Below are 12,462 nucleotides of genomic sequence, written 5' to 3' on the forward strand. Positions count from 1 at the left end.
CCGGTACTACCCTCGGATCCGTGCCCCGTCCTCCCAGCGACCGCCCTGCCCGCATCGCCGACGCCTCGCTCGAGATCATCGCGACGTCCGGTCTGCACGCTCTCACCCACCGGACGATCGACGCCCGCCTCGGCTTCCCGGCGGGGACGACGTCGTACTACGCGCGGACCCGCGCCGAGCTCGTCAACCGGGCCCTCACGGCGCTCATCGAACGATTCGACGAGGCGACCCTCGACTTCCCGATCGACGAGATCACGACCGACGAGCAGGCCGTCACGGCGGTGACGACCGTGACCGCGGTGCTCACCTCGCAGGTGACCGACCAGATCGCGCGCTACGTGCTCCTCATCGACCTGCGCGACGACCCTGAGCTGCACCCGCTGATCAACGCGACCTCCCGCGTCCAGCAGCGCGTCACCACGCTCGTGGCCGACCTCCTCGAGCAGGTCGGCATCCCCGACCCGAAGGTGCACGCGCTCGGCCTCACCGCGCTGATCGACGGTCTCGTGCTGGCGAAGCTGGCCGGCGGGAGCCCGGTCTCGATCGAGGACGCCATCCGCGTCTACTGGGCGGGCCTGCCCCGCTCCTGAACCACCGCGCCCGTCGGGCCCACCGCCGTCGACCACCTATGGTCGTCCGGTGAACGTCTGGCTCGAGGTCATCGGTTGGGTGGGTTCCGGACTCGTCGTCTGGTCCCTGATGCAGGCACGCGTCCTGAGGTTCCGCTGGATGAACCTCGCGGGCTCGGTGATCGCGGCGGGCTACAACGCCTGGGTGGGCATCTGGCCGTTCGCCGCCATGAACGCCATCATCGCGGTGATCGACGTCTACTGGCTGGTGCGCCTGTACCGGGAGGCCCACGACGCCGCCGTCTACGAGGTGGTCGAGGTCGAGCCCGACGACGCCTACCTCCAGCACGTGCTCAAGGTCCACGCCGGCGACATCGCCCAGTTCCACCCCGCCTTCGACGCCGCCGCCGGCCCGGCCGGCCCCACCGACGCCGACCCCCGCTCCGCCTTCCTCGTGGTGCGCGGCGACGAGACGGTCGGCTCGGTCATCGTGCGCGACCTCGGCGACGGCTCCGCCTCCGTCGAGCTCGACTGGGTGAAGCCGCGCTTCCGCGACTTCACCGTCGGGGAGTTCGTGCACCGCTCGAGCGGCGTGTTCACCGCCAAGGGCTTCCGCCGCGTGGTGTGGGACGACCCGTCGTCGAGCTCGCGGGCCTACCTCGAGCGGCTCGGGTTCGCGCCCGTGCCGTCGTCCTCGTCCGCCGGCGCGACGGCGACCGGAGTCGGGACGCGCTGGGAGCGTGTCGTCGCCTGACCCTCAGCCCCGCACCCGCTTCTCGCTCGGTGTCCAGCCGCGCGCTCGCGCCTTGACGACGGTCCCCGCGAGGAACGCCTCCACCTCACCGGCGCGCTCCTCGAGCCGGCCGCGCGCGACGTCGTCGACCTCCTGCAGCAGATCGAGCCCGATCGTCCCGTCGTCGCGGATCGCCCACCCGCCGACGACGGCGCCGTCCACCCACGCCGTCGGCCCGGCGTTGCCGTTGCGGTCGAACACCTCGGCGCGGTGCGGGCCCAGGTGGAAGTCGCGGTGCTTCCACCCCATCGCGCTCGGGTCGAGCGCCGGGAGCAGCGCGACCCACGGCTCGGGCGCAGCGACCTCCGCGACGTCGCCCGCCACGACGTACGCCTCACCCTCGGCCACCTCGACTCGGGCGATCGCCCCGCCGTCGCGAAGCGCCGCGAGCGTCGCCCGCGTGTGCGTCTTCGTCCAGCCGGTCCACCACTCCAGGTCGTCCACGGTCACCGGTCCGTACCGCGCGACGTAGGCGCCCGCGACGATCGCCGAGCCGGTCGCCAGATCGGGCGACGGCGGGAGCTCGCCGAGCCAGGCCGCCGTCGGCGCCCACCGGAACTGCGTGGAGGTCCAGCCGCCGGCCACCGTCGCGCGCACGACCAGGCCCTCGCTGGACCACAGCGTGAGGAGACGGCTCGCGACCGACTGCTCGACCGCCGTCGCCCCCTCCCCGAACCGCATCCGCGTGGCCAGCAGCGGATCGGCGGCCGCGAGGTCCTTGCTGGCGAAGACGCCGGCGTCGGCGAGGAACGCCCGCCCGACGTCCTCCGCGCGAGCGAGCCACGCGGCCGGGTCGGTCGTGACGCCGCCCTCGACCAGCAGGGCGTGGGTGCGACGACGCTGGGTCGCCGCGACCGACGTCGCCGTCGCGGCCAGGAAGGCCGGGGCGAGCGCGGTGTCGACGGCGAACACCGTGCGCCGCATCGTCAGCAGTCGCACGAGCGTGCGATCGGCGTAGAGGGCGCGGTGCAGGTCGTCGACGTCGGTCGCCCGCGTGCGCGCCAGGACGCCGAGCGTCATCGCGGCCGGGTCCGTGCTGTGGAGGGCGACGACGGCGGTCGCCGCCTCCTCCGACGTGGCCACCGGGGCGGCGAGCGCGTGCCGGCGGCCGAGGCGCGCGCGACGCTCGGTCGGGGCGATGAGGCGCGTCATGCGACGACGGTAGGGCACGGGTACGACAGCGCTCAGGGACGTGCGGGCCGCGCGTGCAGCGCGGGCTGCTGTCGCCTGGCAGCATGGCGGGCGGGCCGACCGCCCGATACCGACGAGGGAGACGACGTGCCGTCCACGTTCACGCTGGTGACGGAGTCGTCCGCGCCGGCCGAGGCGCTCTTCGACGCGTCGCTCGACATCGACCTGCACGTCGCGTCGATGAGCCGGTCCGGCGAGCGCGCGGTCGCGGGCGTGACGACGGGCCGGATCGGGCTCGGCGAGAGCGTCACGTGGCGGGCGCGGCACGTCGGGATCTGGTTCACGATGACGTCCAGGGTCACCGCGCTCGAGCACCCCACCCGGTTCGTGGACGAGCAGGTACGGGGCCCGTTCCGGTCGTTCTCGCACGTGCACCTCGTCGAGTCGACCCCCTCGGGGTCCAGGCTGACCGACGTCGTCACGCTGGCCTCGCCGGTGCTCGGGGTGCTGGCGGAGCGGCTGTTCCTCGTGCCCTACCTTCGCCGACTGATCCGCGAGCGCAACCGCGTGCTGCCGGGGGTCTGACGGACGTGCCGATGGAGAGCTGGATCGAGCACCGTCGTCCAGGGGACAAGGAGATCGTGGGCTGGATCCTGCTCGGTGACGACGGCGCTGGCCACGACGTCGCGGCGATCGACCGCCTCGGGCGGGTGGTGTGGCGCGGGACCGACTACCTCGAGGCCGAGCAGGTGCTCGAGGAGCGCGGCATCGGCTGGCTCGCTGACCTGTGGCAGCTCACGCTCCCCAGCGGCGCTGTGCGGCGCGTGCGCATCGTCGAGGTCTCGCCGCGCGGGGTGCGCGTCAAGGAGGACGACTTCGGCGACGTCACGGCGTCGCTCACCTTCCACGACCTGCCGTTCCCCGCGCCCGCCGTGCTGGCGCCGTTCGCGGGCGACCGCGGGCTCATCGACGGCCTGTGACGGCCCCTAGCACTCCACGACGTTGACCGCGAGGCCGCCCGTCGAGGTCTCCTTGTACTTCGTCGACATGTCGAGGCCCGTCTGCCGCATCGTCTCGATGACGGTGTCGAGCGAGACGACGTGCGACCCGTCCCCCTGGAGCGCGAGCCGCGCCGCGGACACGGCCGTGCAGGCCGCGATCGCGTTGCGCTCGATGCACGGCACCTGGACGAGCCCGCCGACCGGGTCGCACGTGAGCCCGAGGTTGTGCTCCATCGCGATCTCGGCGGCGTTCTCGACCTGCTCGGGCGTCCCGCCCAGCACCGCGCACAGCGCACCGGCCGCCATCGAGCACGCCGATCCGACCTCCCCTGGCAGCCCGCCTCGGCCCCGGAGATCGAGGCGTTCCGCTTGTAGAGGTTGCCGATCGCTCCGGCGACGAGCAGGTAGCGGCGCATCGTGCGCCGCACGGCATCGGGATCGAGGACGAGCGCGGGGTGGGTGCGAAGGAAGTGACGCCCGACGGCGGGGATGATCCCGGCGGCACCGTTCGTCGGGGCGGTGACGACGCGCCGACCGCCCGCGTTCTCCTCGTTCACGGCCATCGCATAGGCCTGCAGCCACTCGATCGACAGGTCGCCGACCGGCTCCCCACGCCGCGCCTCGGCTTCGAGCGCCTCCAGCCGCTCGCGCTGCCGCGAGGCCCGACGGCGAACGTTCAGCCTGCCGGGCAGGTGGCCCTCGCGCCGGAGGCCCGCGTCGATGCAGGCGGACATCGCCGACCAGATCGCGTCCAGGCCGGAGCCGACCGTGGCCTCGTCGGCCAGCGCCAGCTCGCACTCCCAGGCGATCTCGGCGACATCGCGCCCCGTGCGGGCGCACAGCCGGAGGAGCTCGTCGGCCGTGGCGAAGTCGGGCGCCGGCGCCTCCGTGCGCGCCTCGGTGAGGGCGCGGTCCAGCTCGGTGTCGCCGTCGTCGGGCAGATCGGTCTCCCACACGACGAACCCGCCGCCCACCGAGTAGGCGACGCGTTCCGCGACCGCCTCGCCGTCGGCCGCGGCGGTGAACCGCAGGCCGTTGGGGTGTCCGGGAAGGCGCGTCAGCGGCGCGAGCCGGACGTCGCGCTGCGCGACCGTCACCTCGCGGCGCTGCGTGGGACCGGCGAGGATCAGCCGGCCGCCGTCGCCCAGCGCCTCCCAGGTGCCGGGCACCTCGTCGACGTCGCACGTGCGGGGATCGAGTCCCCGCAGACCGGCGACGACGGCGTCCGGCGTCCCGTGGCCCTCCCCCGTCGCGCCGAGCGACCCGCAGAGCACGACGGCGACGCCGTCCACCCGGGGCAGCAGCCCGTCCCGCTCGAGCATCGCCACGAACGACGAGGCCGCCCGCATCGGTCCGACCGTGTGCGAGCTCGACGGCCCGATGCCGACCGAGAACAGCTCGAGCGCGCTGATGTACGCCACCGCGAGACCTCCTCCCCGGGGCTCGGCCGGCCCCGCTGATCGAGCAGGGCCGCGCTGCCCCGCCGGTCTCCACGGTAGCCCCGGGGTCCGACACGGCCCGCCCCGCGCCCCGTAGCGTGCACGGATGACGAGCGTCGCGGAGAACTACGTCCGGTGGGCCGAGCTGGAGGCTCGCGGCTCCTCGGCCCGCTACGAGGACTGGGCCCGGTCCGTGGCCGAGGACGCTGAGCTGCTGCGCCGGATCGGGGACCTGCCCCGGACCAAGCGCCAGCCCAACCTCGTCTTCGCGGCCGCGCGGGTCGCGGGGTGGCGCCACGGCCGTACGCCGCCGTCCGGGAGTCGTTCCTGGAGCTCTGGAGCCGGATCGAGCAGATCGCGCTCACCCGCTCGACGCAGACCAACGAGGCCGCGCGCTGCGCCGTCCTCCTGCCCCACCTGGCGCGGATCGAGGGTCCGGTGGCGCTGCTGGAGGTGGGCGCCTCCGCCGGGCTGTGCCTCTACCCCGACCGCTACTCCTACCGGTTCGCCACGGAGGACGGCGGCCGGTGGCTGGATCCGGTCGACGGCGAGTCGAGCGTGGTCGTCGGCTGCGCGGTCGCCGATGCGACGTCGATCCCTACGCGGCTCCCCGACGTCGTCTGGCGAGCGGGGCTCGACCTGAACCCCCTCGACGCGGCCGACCCCGACGACGTGGCGTGGCTCGAGGCCCTGATCTGGCCCGAGCACGACGAGCGCCGCGCGCGACTGACGGCCGCCTGTCGCATCGTGGCCGCCGATCCTCCGGCGGTGGTGCGCGGCGATCTCGACGACCTCGGACCGCTCGTGGCACAGGCACCGCCCGAGGCGAGTCTCGTCGTCCTCCACAGCTCGGTGCTGGTCTACGTGGGCGCGGACGAGCGCGACCGTTTCGTGCGTCGGATGGCCGACCTCGCGGGCACGTGGATCTCGAACGAGGCGCCCCAGGTCCTCGCTCGCACCCGTGACCTCCCCGTGGACGGGCGGACGGTCGTGTCGGTGGACGGTCGGCCCGTGGCGCGCGCCGATCCTCACGGGAGGTCGTGGGAGCTCCTGCCGTAGATTCGAGGTCGGCGCGTCACGTTGTCCACAACTTTGCCAAACGCCTTCCCACGAGCGTTCACCGCGCCTATACTCATACACATGTACGAATCAGGCGATGGGACGGGCGGTGACGATCGCGGACCGTCTGCGCCCTCGCCGTCCGGCACCGGGCTGGATCGGCCGGCGTCGTGGGACGAGGCCGTCGAGACGATCGCGCGGGAGCGGCGCTCGTCGGCCACGGTGCGCGACGGCGACGCCCCGGTCGGCGGGAGCCGTGCCCTCGCGCTGGCCACGGCGCTCGACGTCGACGCACCGGTCGACGCTCACCTCGTCGCGGCCCTGGAGTCGCTGGGTCCGCTCGCGCACGAGGGCGGCGGGGACCTCACCGACGCCGAGACGCTCGAGGTGGCGGCCGCCTGGGCGAGGGTGGTGGCCGCGGGCGAGGCCCAGGTGCGGCGCTGGCTGGCGGTGCTCTCACGTCGACCCGCGAGCTCGCCGACCTGGCGTGACGCGCGAGGCCGTCGGAGCGACGACGCAGCGGACGAGGTCCGCTTCCGGCTCGGCGTCTCACGCCGGCGGGGACAGCAGCTCATCGACGAGGGTCGCGCACTCGGCAGCACCCTGGGGCAGGTCGACGACGCCTTCGACCGAGGCTGGATCGATGCGGGCAAGGCCGCGATCTTCGTCGACCTGCTCGCCTGCCAGCCCGTCGAGGTCGCGGAGGCGGTCTGCGACGAGGTCGTGCCCGTCGCGGCCGACATCGACCACGCGGCGCTGCGCCGCCGGATCCAGCGCGTGCTCGTCCAGGTCGATCCGGACGGGGCAGGCGAGCGCCACGAGAAGGCCGCCCGACGGCGACGGGTCAACGCCGTCCGTCCGCTCGCCGACGGGATGGCCCAGTTCTCCGCCGTGCTGACCGCGCCGGCCGCGATCGCCCTCGTCCAGGCGTGCGAGGCCACGGCCCGTGCCGCGCGCGCCCGCGGGGACGGACGCACCCTGGAGCAGCTCTGCGCCGACGCCCTCACCGCGATGGGCGCCAACGCCCTGACCGCGGGGCAGCTCGAACTTCCCGAGGGCCTCGTGCGGTTCTCCGGCCGCACGGCTCGGGTCCAGGTCGTCGCGACGGCGGCCGTGCTCCGGGGCGATCCGGCGCCGGTGTCCGCGGTTGTCGTCGCCGAGCACGACCTGTGGAACGAGCCCGGTGATGGGGCGACGCCTGGCGTCCTCTCGGTCCTGACCGGGGCGGACCCCGGCGACGACCCGTACGTGGACTGGGAGCCGCGACGGTTCCACCGACCCGGGATCGACGCCCCCGAGCTCATCGGCTACGGCGCGATCCCGCCGTCGCTGGTGCGCGCGCTCGCCAGAGGCGGTGGCTTCACCGGCGGAGGTGGCGGTGGCGGTCCGAGGGCCGGCGGCTCCGGCGGCTCCGGCGATGGCGTCGCCCGACCGGCCTGGCTCCGCATCACCGCACCGGTCCGTCCCGACGAGGAGGCCCCGCCGCCGACGAACGGCTACCGCCCCTCGGCACCGCTCGACGACTGGGTCCGCCGACGCGACCTGTGGTGCACCGCGCCCGGGTGCGAGGTCCCGGCCGCCGCCGACGACGTCGATCACGTCATCCCCTACCCGGCGGGCCCGACGTCCGAGGAGAACCTGCACGCCCTCTGCCGCCACGACCACCTGCTCAAGACCCGAGGCTCGCTCACGGTCACCCGCCACCCCGACGGCACGACCACGTGGCGCACGCGCCTCGGTCAGGCCTTCCACCGGGACGCGCAGGGCGTCCTCACCCGCCGCGGCCTCGGAGCCCCCACGGTTCCCCGGAGGCGCCGCCGCGCCGGCGACCGGCCCGTGACCCCGGAGCGGCTGGCCGAGATGGTCGCCGCCCACGAGGCCTGGGAGCGTGGGGACGATCCCGAGCTGCCCGCTCCCCGGGACGACGGGCCCTGGGCACACCCGCCCGACGACGGGTGGTCGCCGGATCGCGCGTGCGCCCCGGACGAGCGGTGGTGGGTCGACGACGACGAGCCGGATCTCGGCGCGCTCCCCGTCGATCCCGGAGGGCCTGACCCGTGGCCGACGATCGCCGCCTGACGCCTCGGTCGCTCGGTGACTCTGTGGCTGGCCGCCTCACGCCCCCGGCAGGAACCCCGTCCCGGGGTCGCGGTCGGTCAGGCAGTAGGCCAGTCCTGCGGGGTCCACGAGCGTCGTCCAGCGCGCCCCGCTCCCGACGACCCGTGCGCCCCACGCCTCGTGGGTGGCGACGGCGGCCGCCCTGTCGGCGCTGGCGAGGTCCAGGTGGGCGGTGACGCGCTCGCGCGGATCCTGACCGAGTCGCTGGAGCAGCAGTCGCAGCGGCAGGTGACCCGGTCGGCGCAGCGGCACCAGATCCGCGCCACTCGCGAGCGTCGGAGCCTCCCAGCCCGTGAGCCCGACCCAGAACGCGACCTCGCGCTCGAACACCGCGGCCGGCACGTCCAGGCACAGCTGATCGACGAGCACGCCGTCCACGGCGGACGGTCGAGCCGCCTCGCCCTCGTCGCGGACGAGGCAGAACACGAACCCTCCGGGCGACGCCAGGACGACGTGCGTCCCGGCGTCGTGCCGCACCGTGGCGCCGAGCGCGAGAGCCTCGGTCAGGGCGCGTAGCAGCCCGCCTCCACGACTCCCCTCCGCGCTGCCGACGTGCAGGTCGAGGTGCACGCGCGGCCCGAGGTCGATCACCTGCAACCGCAGAAAAGGATCCACGTCGACCTCGACCGGCACGAAAGTCGCGAACTCGTCCGCGTCGCCGCGGCGGGCCGAGAGATCGGACGCGGTCGCACGGCCCCAGAACGTCACCTCGGCCTCGTGGACGGCCCCCGGCACGTCGAGCATCGCCGTCGTCCAGCGAACCTCCACGGGTCTACTCCCCCGCGGGCTGGATCAGGTCCCACCGCTGCCCGGCCGGGTCGGCGAACACGGCGACCGTGCCGTAGACCTCGTGCCGCGGCTCCTCGAGGAACGTCACGCCGGCGGCCGACATGCGCGCGTGCTGCGCGGCGAAGTCGCTGGTGCGCAGGAAGAAGCCCACGCCGTCGCCCGCCTGGCGCCCCAGGGGGTCGCCCGGACCAGCGACGGCGAGCCGCAGCCCCGGCCCCTCGGCCGACGGCGCCACCACGACCCAGCGCGACCCGCTGGGCCGCGTCTCGTCCTCCCGCAGCTCGAAACCGAGCGCGTCGACGAAGAAGGCGATCCCGTCGTCGAGGTCGTGGACGAGGTAGGTGGCGAGCGTCAGCGTGAGCATGCCCCGATGCTGCCACGCCCCCGTCACGCCACCGCTGCCTCGCCGCCGCCCCCCTCGCCACGCCGGGCAGTTCTCCCCATCCGCGGAACCCCACCGCGGCGGCGGCCAACCCTAGGGTGAGGCCCATGTCGAGCGACTGGTCCCAGAACCGAGCCATCAACGACCTCGAGGCCGCGATCTCCGCGCAGGCCGCCGCGGCCGCGTCGCGGCAGCGCGCCGTCGAGCGCCGCATCGCCGCCGTCCAGGGCGACATGGTCACGAAGGTCAACGCGCTCACGTTCCAGCTCAACGCCCTGGTCGAGCTGGGCGACCTGCGCGACGAGCTCACGCTCTACATCCCGATGCGCCGCGCTCGCGATGCGGCCGTGGCCCTCACCCGCGCGGTGCTGCGGGGCGACGGCGACCTCACCTACCTGCGCGAGTCGCCCGACCTCGCGTCCGACGGCGACTACTGGCTCGTGCCCGCGGCCCTCGCCATCGTCGACGGCCGTCAGGGCGTGCTCCACGACGACGCCGCCGCCACCGCGCTCCGCCTCGACCGCGGCCGCGCCGCGCCGTTCCTCGTCGCCGTCACCACCCTCCTGGGCCACCCCGAGCTGACCACCCACCTGCTCGGCGACTGCTTCGATGGTCGCGGCTCGTCCGGGTCGACGGCGTTCGGCAGCGCCGACGGTCTCGCCGCCGAGCCGTCGGCCCCGGCCGCGTCCTCGTCCTCGTCCTCGTCCTCGACCAGGTCGTCAACCACGCCCTCACCCGCATCGCCGTCGCCCGCCGTCACGAACACCGAGCGCACCATCTGGCGCGCCACCGCCGCAGGGGTCCTGGGCGCGGACGCCGTCCCCGCGGTCCAGCGCGCCGTCGGCGACCGCCTCGCCGGCGCGCGGGCGGAGGCGTGGACGGAGGGCGCCGCCAACCCGCTCGCGGAGGCGCCCCGCCTGGGTCATCTCACCTCCGACGGCCCCGACCCCATCGCCTCGCAGGGCACGGGCGCCATCCTCGGCGCCTGGGCGACGTGGGCCGAGCGGATCGGCGAGCACGAGCTGCGCGGGGGCCGCGCCGTCGGACCGGCCGACCTCGGCTCCGCCCCGCTCACCGGCACCCCGACCGGCGACGACGACCCGTTCAGCCCGCCCGCGGTGCACCGCGACCTCGAGCGCGTCGTGATGTCGCTGGCGGGCGAGGGCGGACCGCGCGAGCGCGAGATGCTCGAGCGGATCGACCTGCTCCAGACCCACCTGGGCAAGGCGGCCGACCGCGAGGCGCAGTGGTGGTCCGCCCCGCACGCCGGCGGGGTCGTCGAGCTCGTCGTGCGGGACGCCCGCGGTCGCGACATCGACGCCGCCGCGCTGGTGGCCCCGCTGCTCACCCCGCAGCTGCGCACGGCGACCGACAACCACCGCGACCGCCTGCTGGCGACGCCGCCCCCGAGCACCGCCGTCCGGCTCGTCGGGACCTCGGTGGCGGTGACGGCGACCGACGACGGCGAGGTCGCCGCCGAGCGTGCACGCTCGTCCTACCTGTCCCAGCCCCTCCCGAAACCGAACCTCGTCGCGGTCGGCGTGCTCGCCGCCGTCGGGCTGGTCGGGGCGATCCTCGCAGCGACCCAGGTCTCCCCCGGGTGGCTCGTCCTCGCCGTCCCGATGCTCGTGGCGGCCGGCGTCGTCTACCTGCGCGGCCTCCAGACCGCGCGGGCCGAGAAGGAGCGCCGCACGCAGGCGGTCCAGCGGTTCGCCGACGCACTCCACGACGCTCGCGCCAAGGTGCGCTCCGAGGCCGACGCCCTCACGGCCGACCAGGAGTCCGTCCGTCTGGGGCACGCCGCCGTCGCGGAGTCGCTGGCCCGGGTCAGGCCGGTGGCGTGAGCTGCGGCTCCTCGCGCACCCGCTGGAAGAGCACGTGGTCGCGCCACGCGCCGTCGATCCGGAGGTAGGACGGCGCCTCGCCGTACCGGGTGAAACCGTTCTTCGCGAGGACGCGCTGGGACGCCGCGTTGTGCAGCAGCGTGCCGGCCTCGACCCGGTGCAGCCCGAGCCGACCGAAGGCGAGGTCGACGACGTCGCCCACCGCCGCCGTCGCCAGCCCCCGGCCGCCGGCGTGCTCCGCCACCCAGTAACCGATCGTCCCGGAGAGGAACGCCCCGCGCACGATCCCGGTGAGGGTGATCCGGCCGACGATCGCGCCGTCGTCGTCGAGGATGACGAGCGGCACGATCGTGCCGGCGCCGTAGGCGGTCAGCAGCGCGCGCGTCACGAGATCCTGCCCGCGCACGGTGAAGTACGCGTCCTCGTGGGTGGGTTCCCAGGGCTTGAGGAACGCGCGGTTATCGCGCAGCGCCGCGGTCAGCTCCGGGACGTCGCCGACCGTGAGCAACCGCGTGACGCTTCCGTCGGAGCGACCCGGCTCGTTCATCCCAGCTGCACCGCGGTGTCGAGGTCGTCGTCGGGCAGCACGTCCGCCGTCGCCGTCACCTCCATCGCGAGGAGATCCGCACGGCCGTGGTGCACCGAGAGGAACGCGGTGGAGGAGGCGTCCTGGCCGGTCGCGATGCGCACGAGGCTGCTGCGCGGCGCGAGGGTCGTGGCGTCGACGACGTACCAGCCGCCGTCGACGTACGCCTCGGCGACGGCGTGGAAGTCCATCGGGTGCAGGCCCGGGGCGTAGACCGAGACGAGCCGCGCCGGCACGTCGAGCGCGCGCAGCAGCGCGACCGTGAGGTGGGCGTAGTCGCGGCAGACACCGCGGCGCGCGAGCAGGGTGCGCACGGCGCCGTCGGTCGGGAGCGAGGAGCCCGACACGTAGGCCAGGCGTGTGCCCACCCACGAGCTCACGGCGGTGAGCAGCGCGGGGCCGGTGATGCCGGCGAACTCGGCGAACGCCGTCGGGCCAAGCGAGTCGGACTCGCAGTAGCGCGACGGCCGCAGGTAGGTGAGGAGGTCGAGGTCGTCGACCGGCGCCGGAGCCGTGCGGCCCTCGAGCGTCGCGTCGTAGGTGACGAGGACGCGGCCGAGCGGGGCGTCGACGACGTGCAACCGTGTTCCGCCGGCGCCCTCGAGCTCGCGGACCTCGACCGGTCGGCCGTCGGCCGTCACGGTGAGGCGCTCGTCCGCCTCGCGGCTCGCGACGGCGATCTCCAGGGCCAGGGTGGCCGGGACGGTGACGTCGAGCTCGAGCCGGGAGGTGACGGTGCGGCGCATCTCGG

At 74.8% G+C, this 12,462-nt stretch carries 11 protein-coding genes and 2 pseudogenes; 7 read left to right on the forward strand and 6 right to left on the reverse strand.

Features of this window, described 5'->3' with window-relative positions:
- Window positions 1-20 precede the first annotated feature (20 nt).
- A complete protein-coding gene (locus tag C8046_RS10505; RefSeq protein WP_109229394.1) occupies window positions 21-590 on the forward strand; it encodes a TetR/AcrR family transcriptional regulator in 570 nt (189 codons plus the stop codon).
- A 49-nt stretch (window positions 591-639) separates the two neighbouring features.
- Entirely contained in the window at window positions 640-1,323 is a 684-nt protein-coding gene (locus C8046_RS10510) for a hypothetical protein (protein ID WP_109229395.1), read from the forward strand.
- Between the two features lie 3 nt (window positions 1,324-1,326).
- Here C8046_RS10510 and C8046_RS10515 read toward each other — a convergent pair whose 3' ends face one another.
- Window positions 1,327-2,514, reverse strand: coding sequence for a winged helix DNA-binding domain-containing protein (locus C8046_RS10515; RefSeq protein WP_109229396.1), 1,188 nt, complete (start codon window positions 2,512-2,514; stop codon window positions 1,327-1,329).
- Window positions 2,515-2,640: 126 nt separating this feature from the next.
- On the opposite strand from C8046_RS10515, the gene C8046_RS10520 reads away from it, so the two are divergent.
- Window positions 2,641-3,078: an SRPBCC family protein gene (locus C8046_RS10520; RefSeq protein ID WP_109229397.1), complete on the forward strand. Its 438-nt coding sequence runs from the start codon at window positions 2,641-2,643 to the stop codon at window positions 3,076-3,078.
- A gap of 11 nt (window positions 3,079-3,089) precedes the next feature.
- A complete protein-coding gene (locus C8046_RS10525; protein ID WP_109229398.1) occupies window positions 3,090-3,473 on the forward strand; it encodes a hypothetical protein in 384 nt (127 codons plus the stop codon).
- Window positions 3,474-3,479: 6 nt separating this feature from the next.
- On the opposite strand, the pseudogene C8046_RS10530 reads toward C8046_RS10525, so the two are convergent.
- Window positions 3,480-4,915 (reverse strand): annotated as a pseudogene (locus C8046_RS10530) (L-serine ammonia-lyase).
- A gap of 124 nt (window positions 4,916-5,039) precedes the next feature.
- On the opposite strand from C8046_RS10530, the pseudogene C8046_RS10535 reads away from it, so the two are divergent.
- Both C8046_RS10535 and C8046_RS10540 read left to right on the forward strand, forming a co-directional pair.
- Window positions 5,040-5,992, forward strand: a pseudogene (locus tag C8046_RS10535) (DUF2332 domain-containing protein).
- An 81-nt stretch (window positions 5,993-6,073) separates the two neighbouring features.
- Entirely contained in the window at window positions 6,074-8,071 is a 1,998-nt protein-coding gene (locus tag C8046_RS10540; protein WP_109229399.1) for an HNH endonuclease signature motif containing protein, read from the forward strand.
- Between the two features lie 36 nt (window positions 8,072-8,107).
- Here C8046_RS10540 and C8046_RS10545 read toward each other — a convergent pair whose 3' ends face one another.
- Together C8046_RS10545 and C8046_RS10550 are read right to left on the reverse strand one after the other, a co-directional pair.
- Window positions 8,108-8,878, reverse strand: coding sequence for a VOC family protein (locus C8046_RS10545; protein ID WP_109229400.1), 771 nt, complete (start codon window positions 8,876-8,878; stop codon window positions 8,108-8,110).
- Window positions 8,879-8,882: 4 nt separating this feature from the next.
- Window positions 8,883-9,263 (reverse strand): VOC family protein, encoded by a 381-nt coding sequence (locus C8046_RS10550; RefSeq protein ID WP_109229401.1) that lies wholly within the window; start codon window positions 9,261-9,263, stop codon window positions 8,883-8,885.
- A gap of 125 nt (window positions 9,264-9,388) precedes the next feature.
- On the opposite strand from C8046_RS10550, the gene C8046_RS10555 reads away from it, so the two are divergent.
- On the forward strand, window positions 9,389-11,125 hold the full coding sequence (locus C8046_RS10555) for a hypothetical protein (protein ID WP_109229402.1): 1,737 nt from the start codon (window positions 9,389-9,391) through the stop codon (window positions 11,123-11,125).
- Here C8046_RS10555 and C8046_RS10560 read toward each other — a convergent pair.
- Entirely contained in the window at window positions 11,109-11,672 is a 564-nt protein-coding gene (locus C8046_RS10560; protein WP_109229403.1) for a GNAT family N-acetyltransferase, read from the reverse strand. The genes C8046_RS10555 and C8046_RS10560 overlap by 17 nt on opposite strands.
- A complete protein-coding gene (locus C8046_RS10565; RefSeq protein WP_109230887.1) occupies window positions 11,669-12,457 on the reverse strand; it encodes a transglutaminase-like domain-containing protein in 789 nt (262 codons plus the stop codon). Before C8046_RS10565 ends, C8046_RS10560 begins: the two co-directional genes overlap by 4 nt.
- Window positions 12,458-12,462 lie beyond the last annotated feature (5 nt).

The organism is Serinibacter arcticus, assembly GCF_003121705.1.
GTDB lineage: Bacteria > Actinomycetota > Actinomycetes > Actinomycetales > Beutenbergiaceae > Litorihabitans.

Excerpts from the sequence above, each read along its gene's own strand:
- C8046_RS10515 (WP_109229396.1), bottom strand. The coding sequence starts at position 2,514 with ATGACGCGCCTCATCGCCCCGACCGAGCGTCGCGCGCGCCTCGGCCGC.
- C8046_RS10550 (WP_109229401.1), bottom strand. The coding sequence starts at position 9,263 with ATGCTCACGCTGACGCTCGCCACCTACCTCGTCCACGACCTCGACGAC.
- C8046_RS10560 (WP_109229403.1), bottom strand. The coding sequence starts at position 11,672 with ATGAACGAGCCGGGTCGCTCCGACGGAAGCGTCACGCGGTTGCTCACG.
- C8046_RS10555 (WP_109229402.1), top strand. The coding sequence starts at position 9,389 with ATGTCGAGCGACTGGTCCCAGAACCGAGCCATCAACGACCTCGAGGCC.
- C8046_RS10565 (WP_109230887.1), bottom strand. The coding sequence starts at position 12,457 with ATGCGCCGCACCGTCACCTCCCGGCTCGAGCTCGACGTCACCGTCCCG.
- C8046_RS10525 (WP_109229398.1), top strand. The coding sequence starts at position 3,090 with ATGGAGAGCTGGATCGAGCACCGTCGTCCAGGGGACAAGGAGATCGTG.
- C8046_RS10540 (WP_109229399.1), top strand. The coding sequence starts at position 6,074 with ATGTACGAATCAGGCGATGGGACGGGCGGTGACGATCGCGGACCGTCT.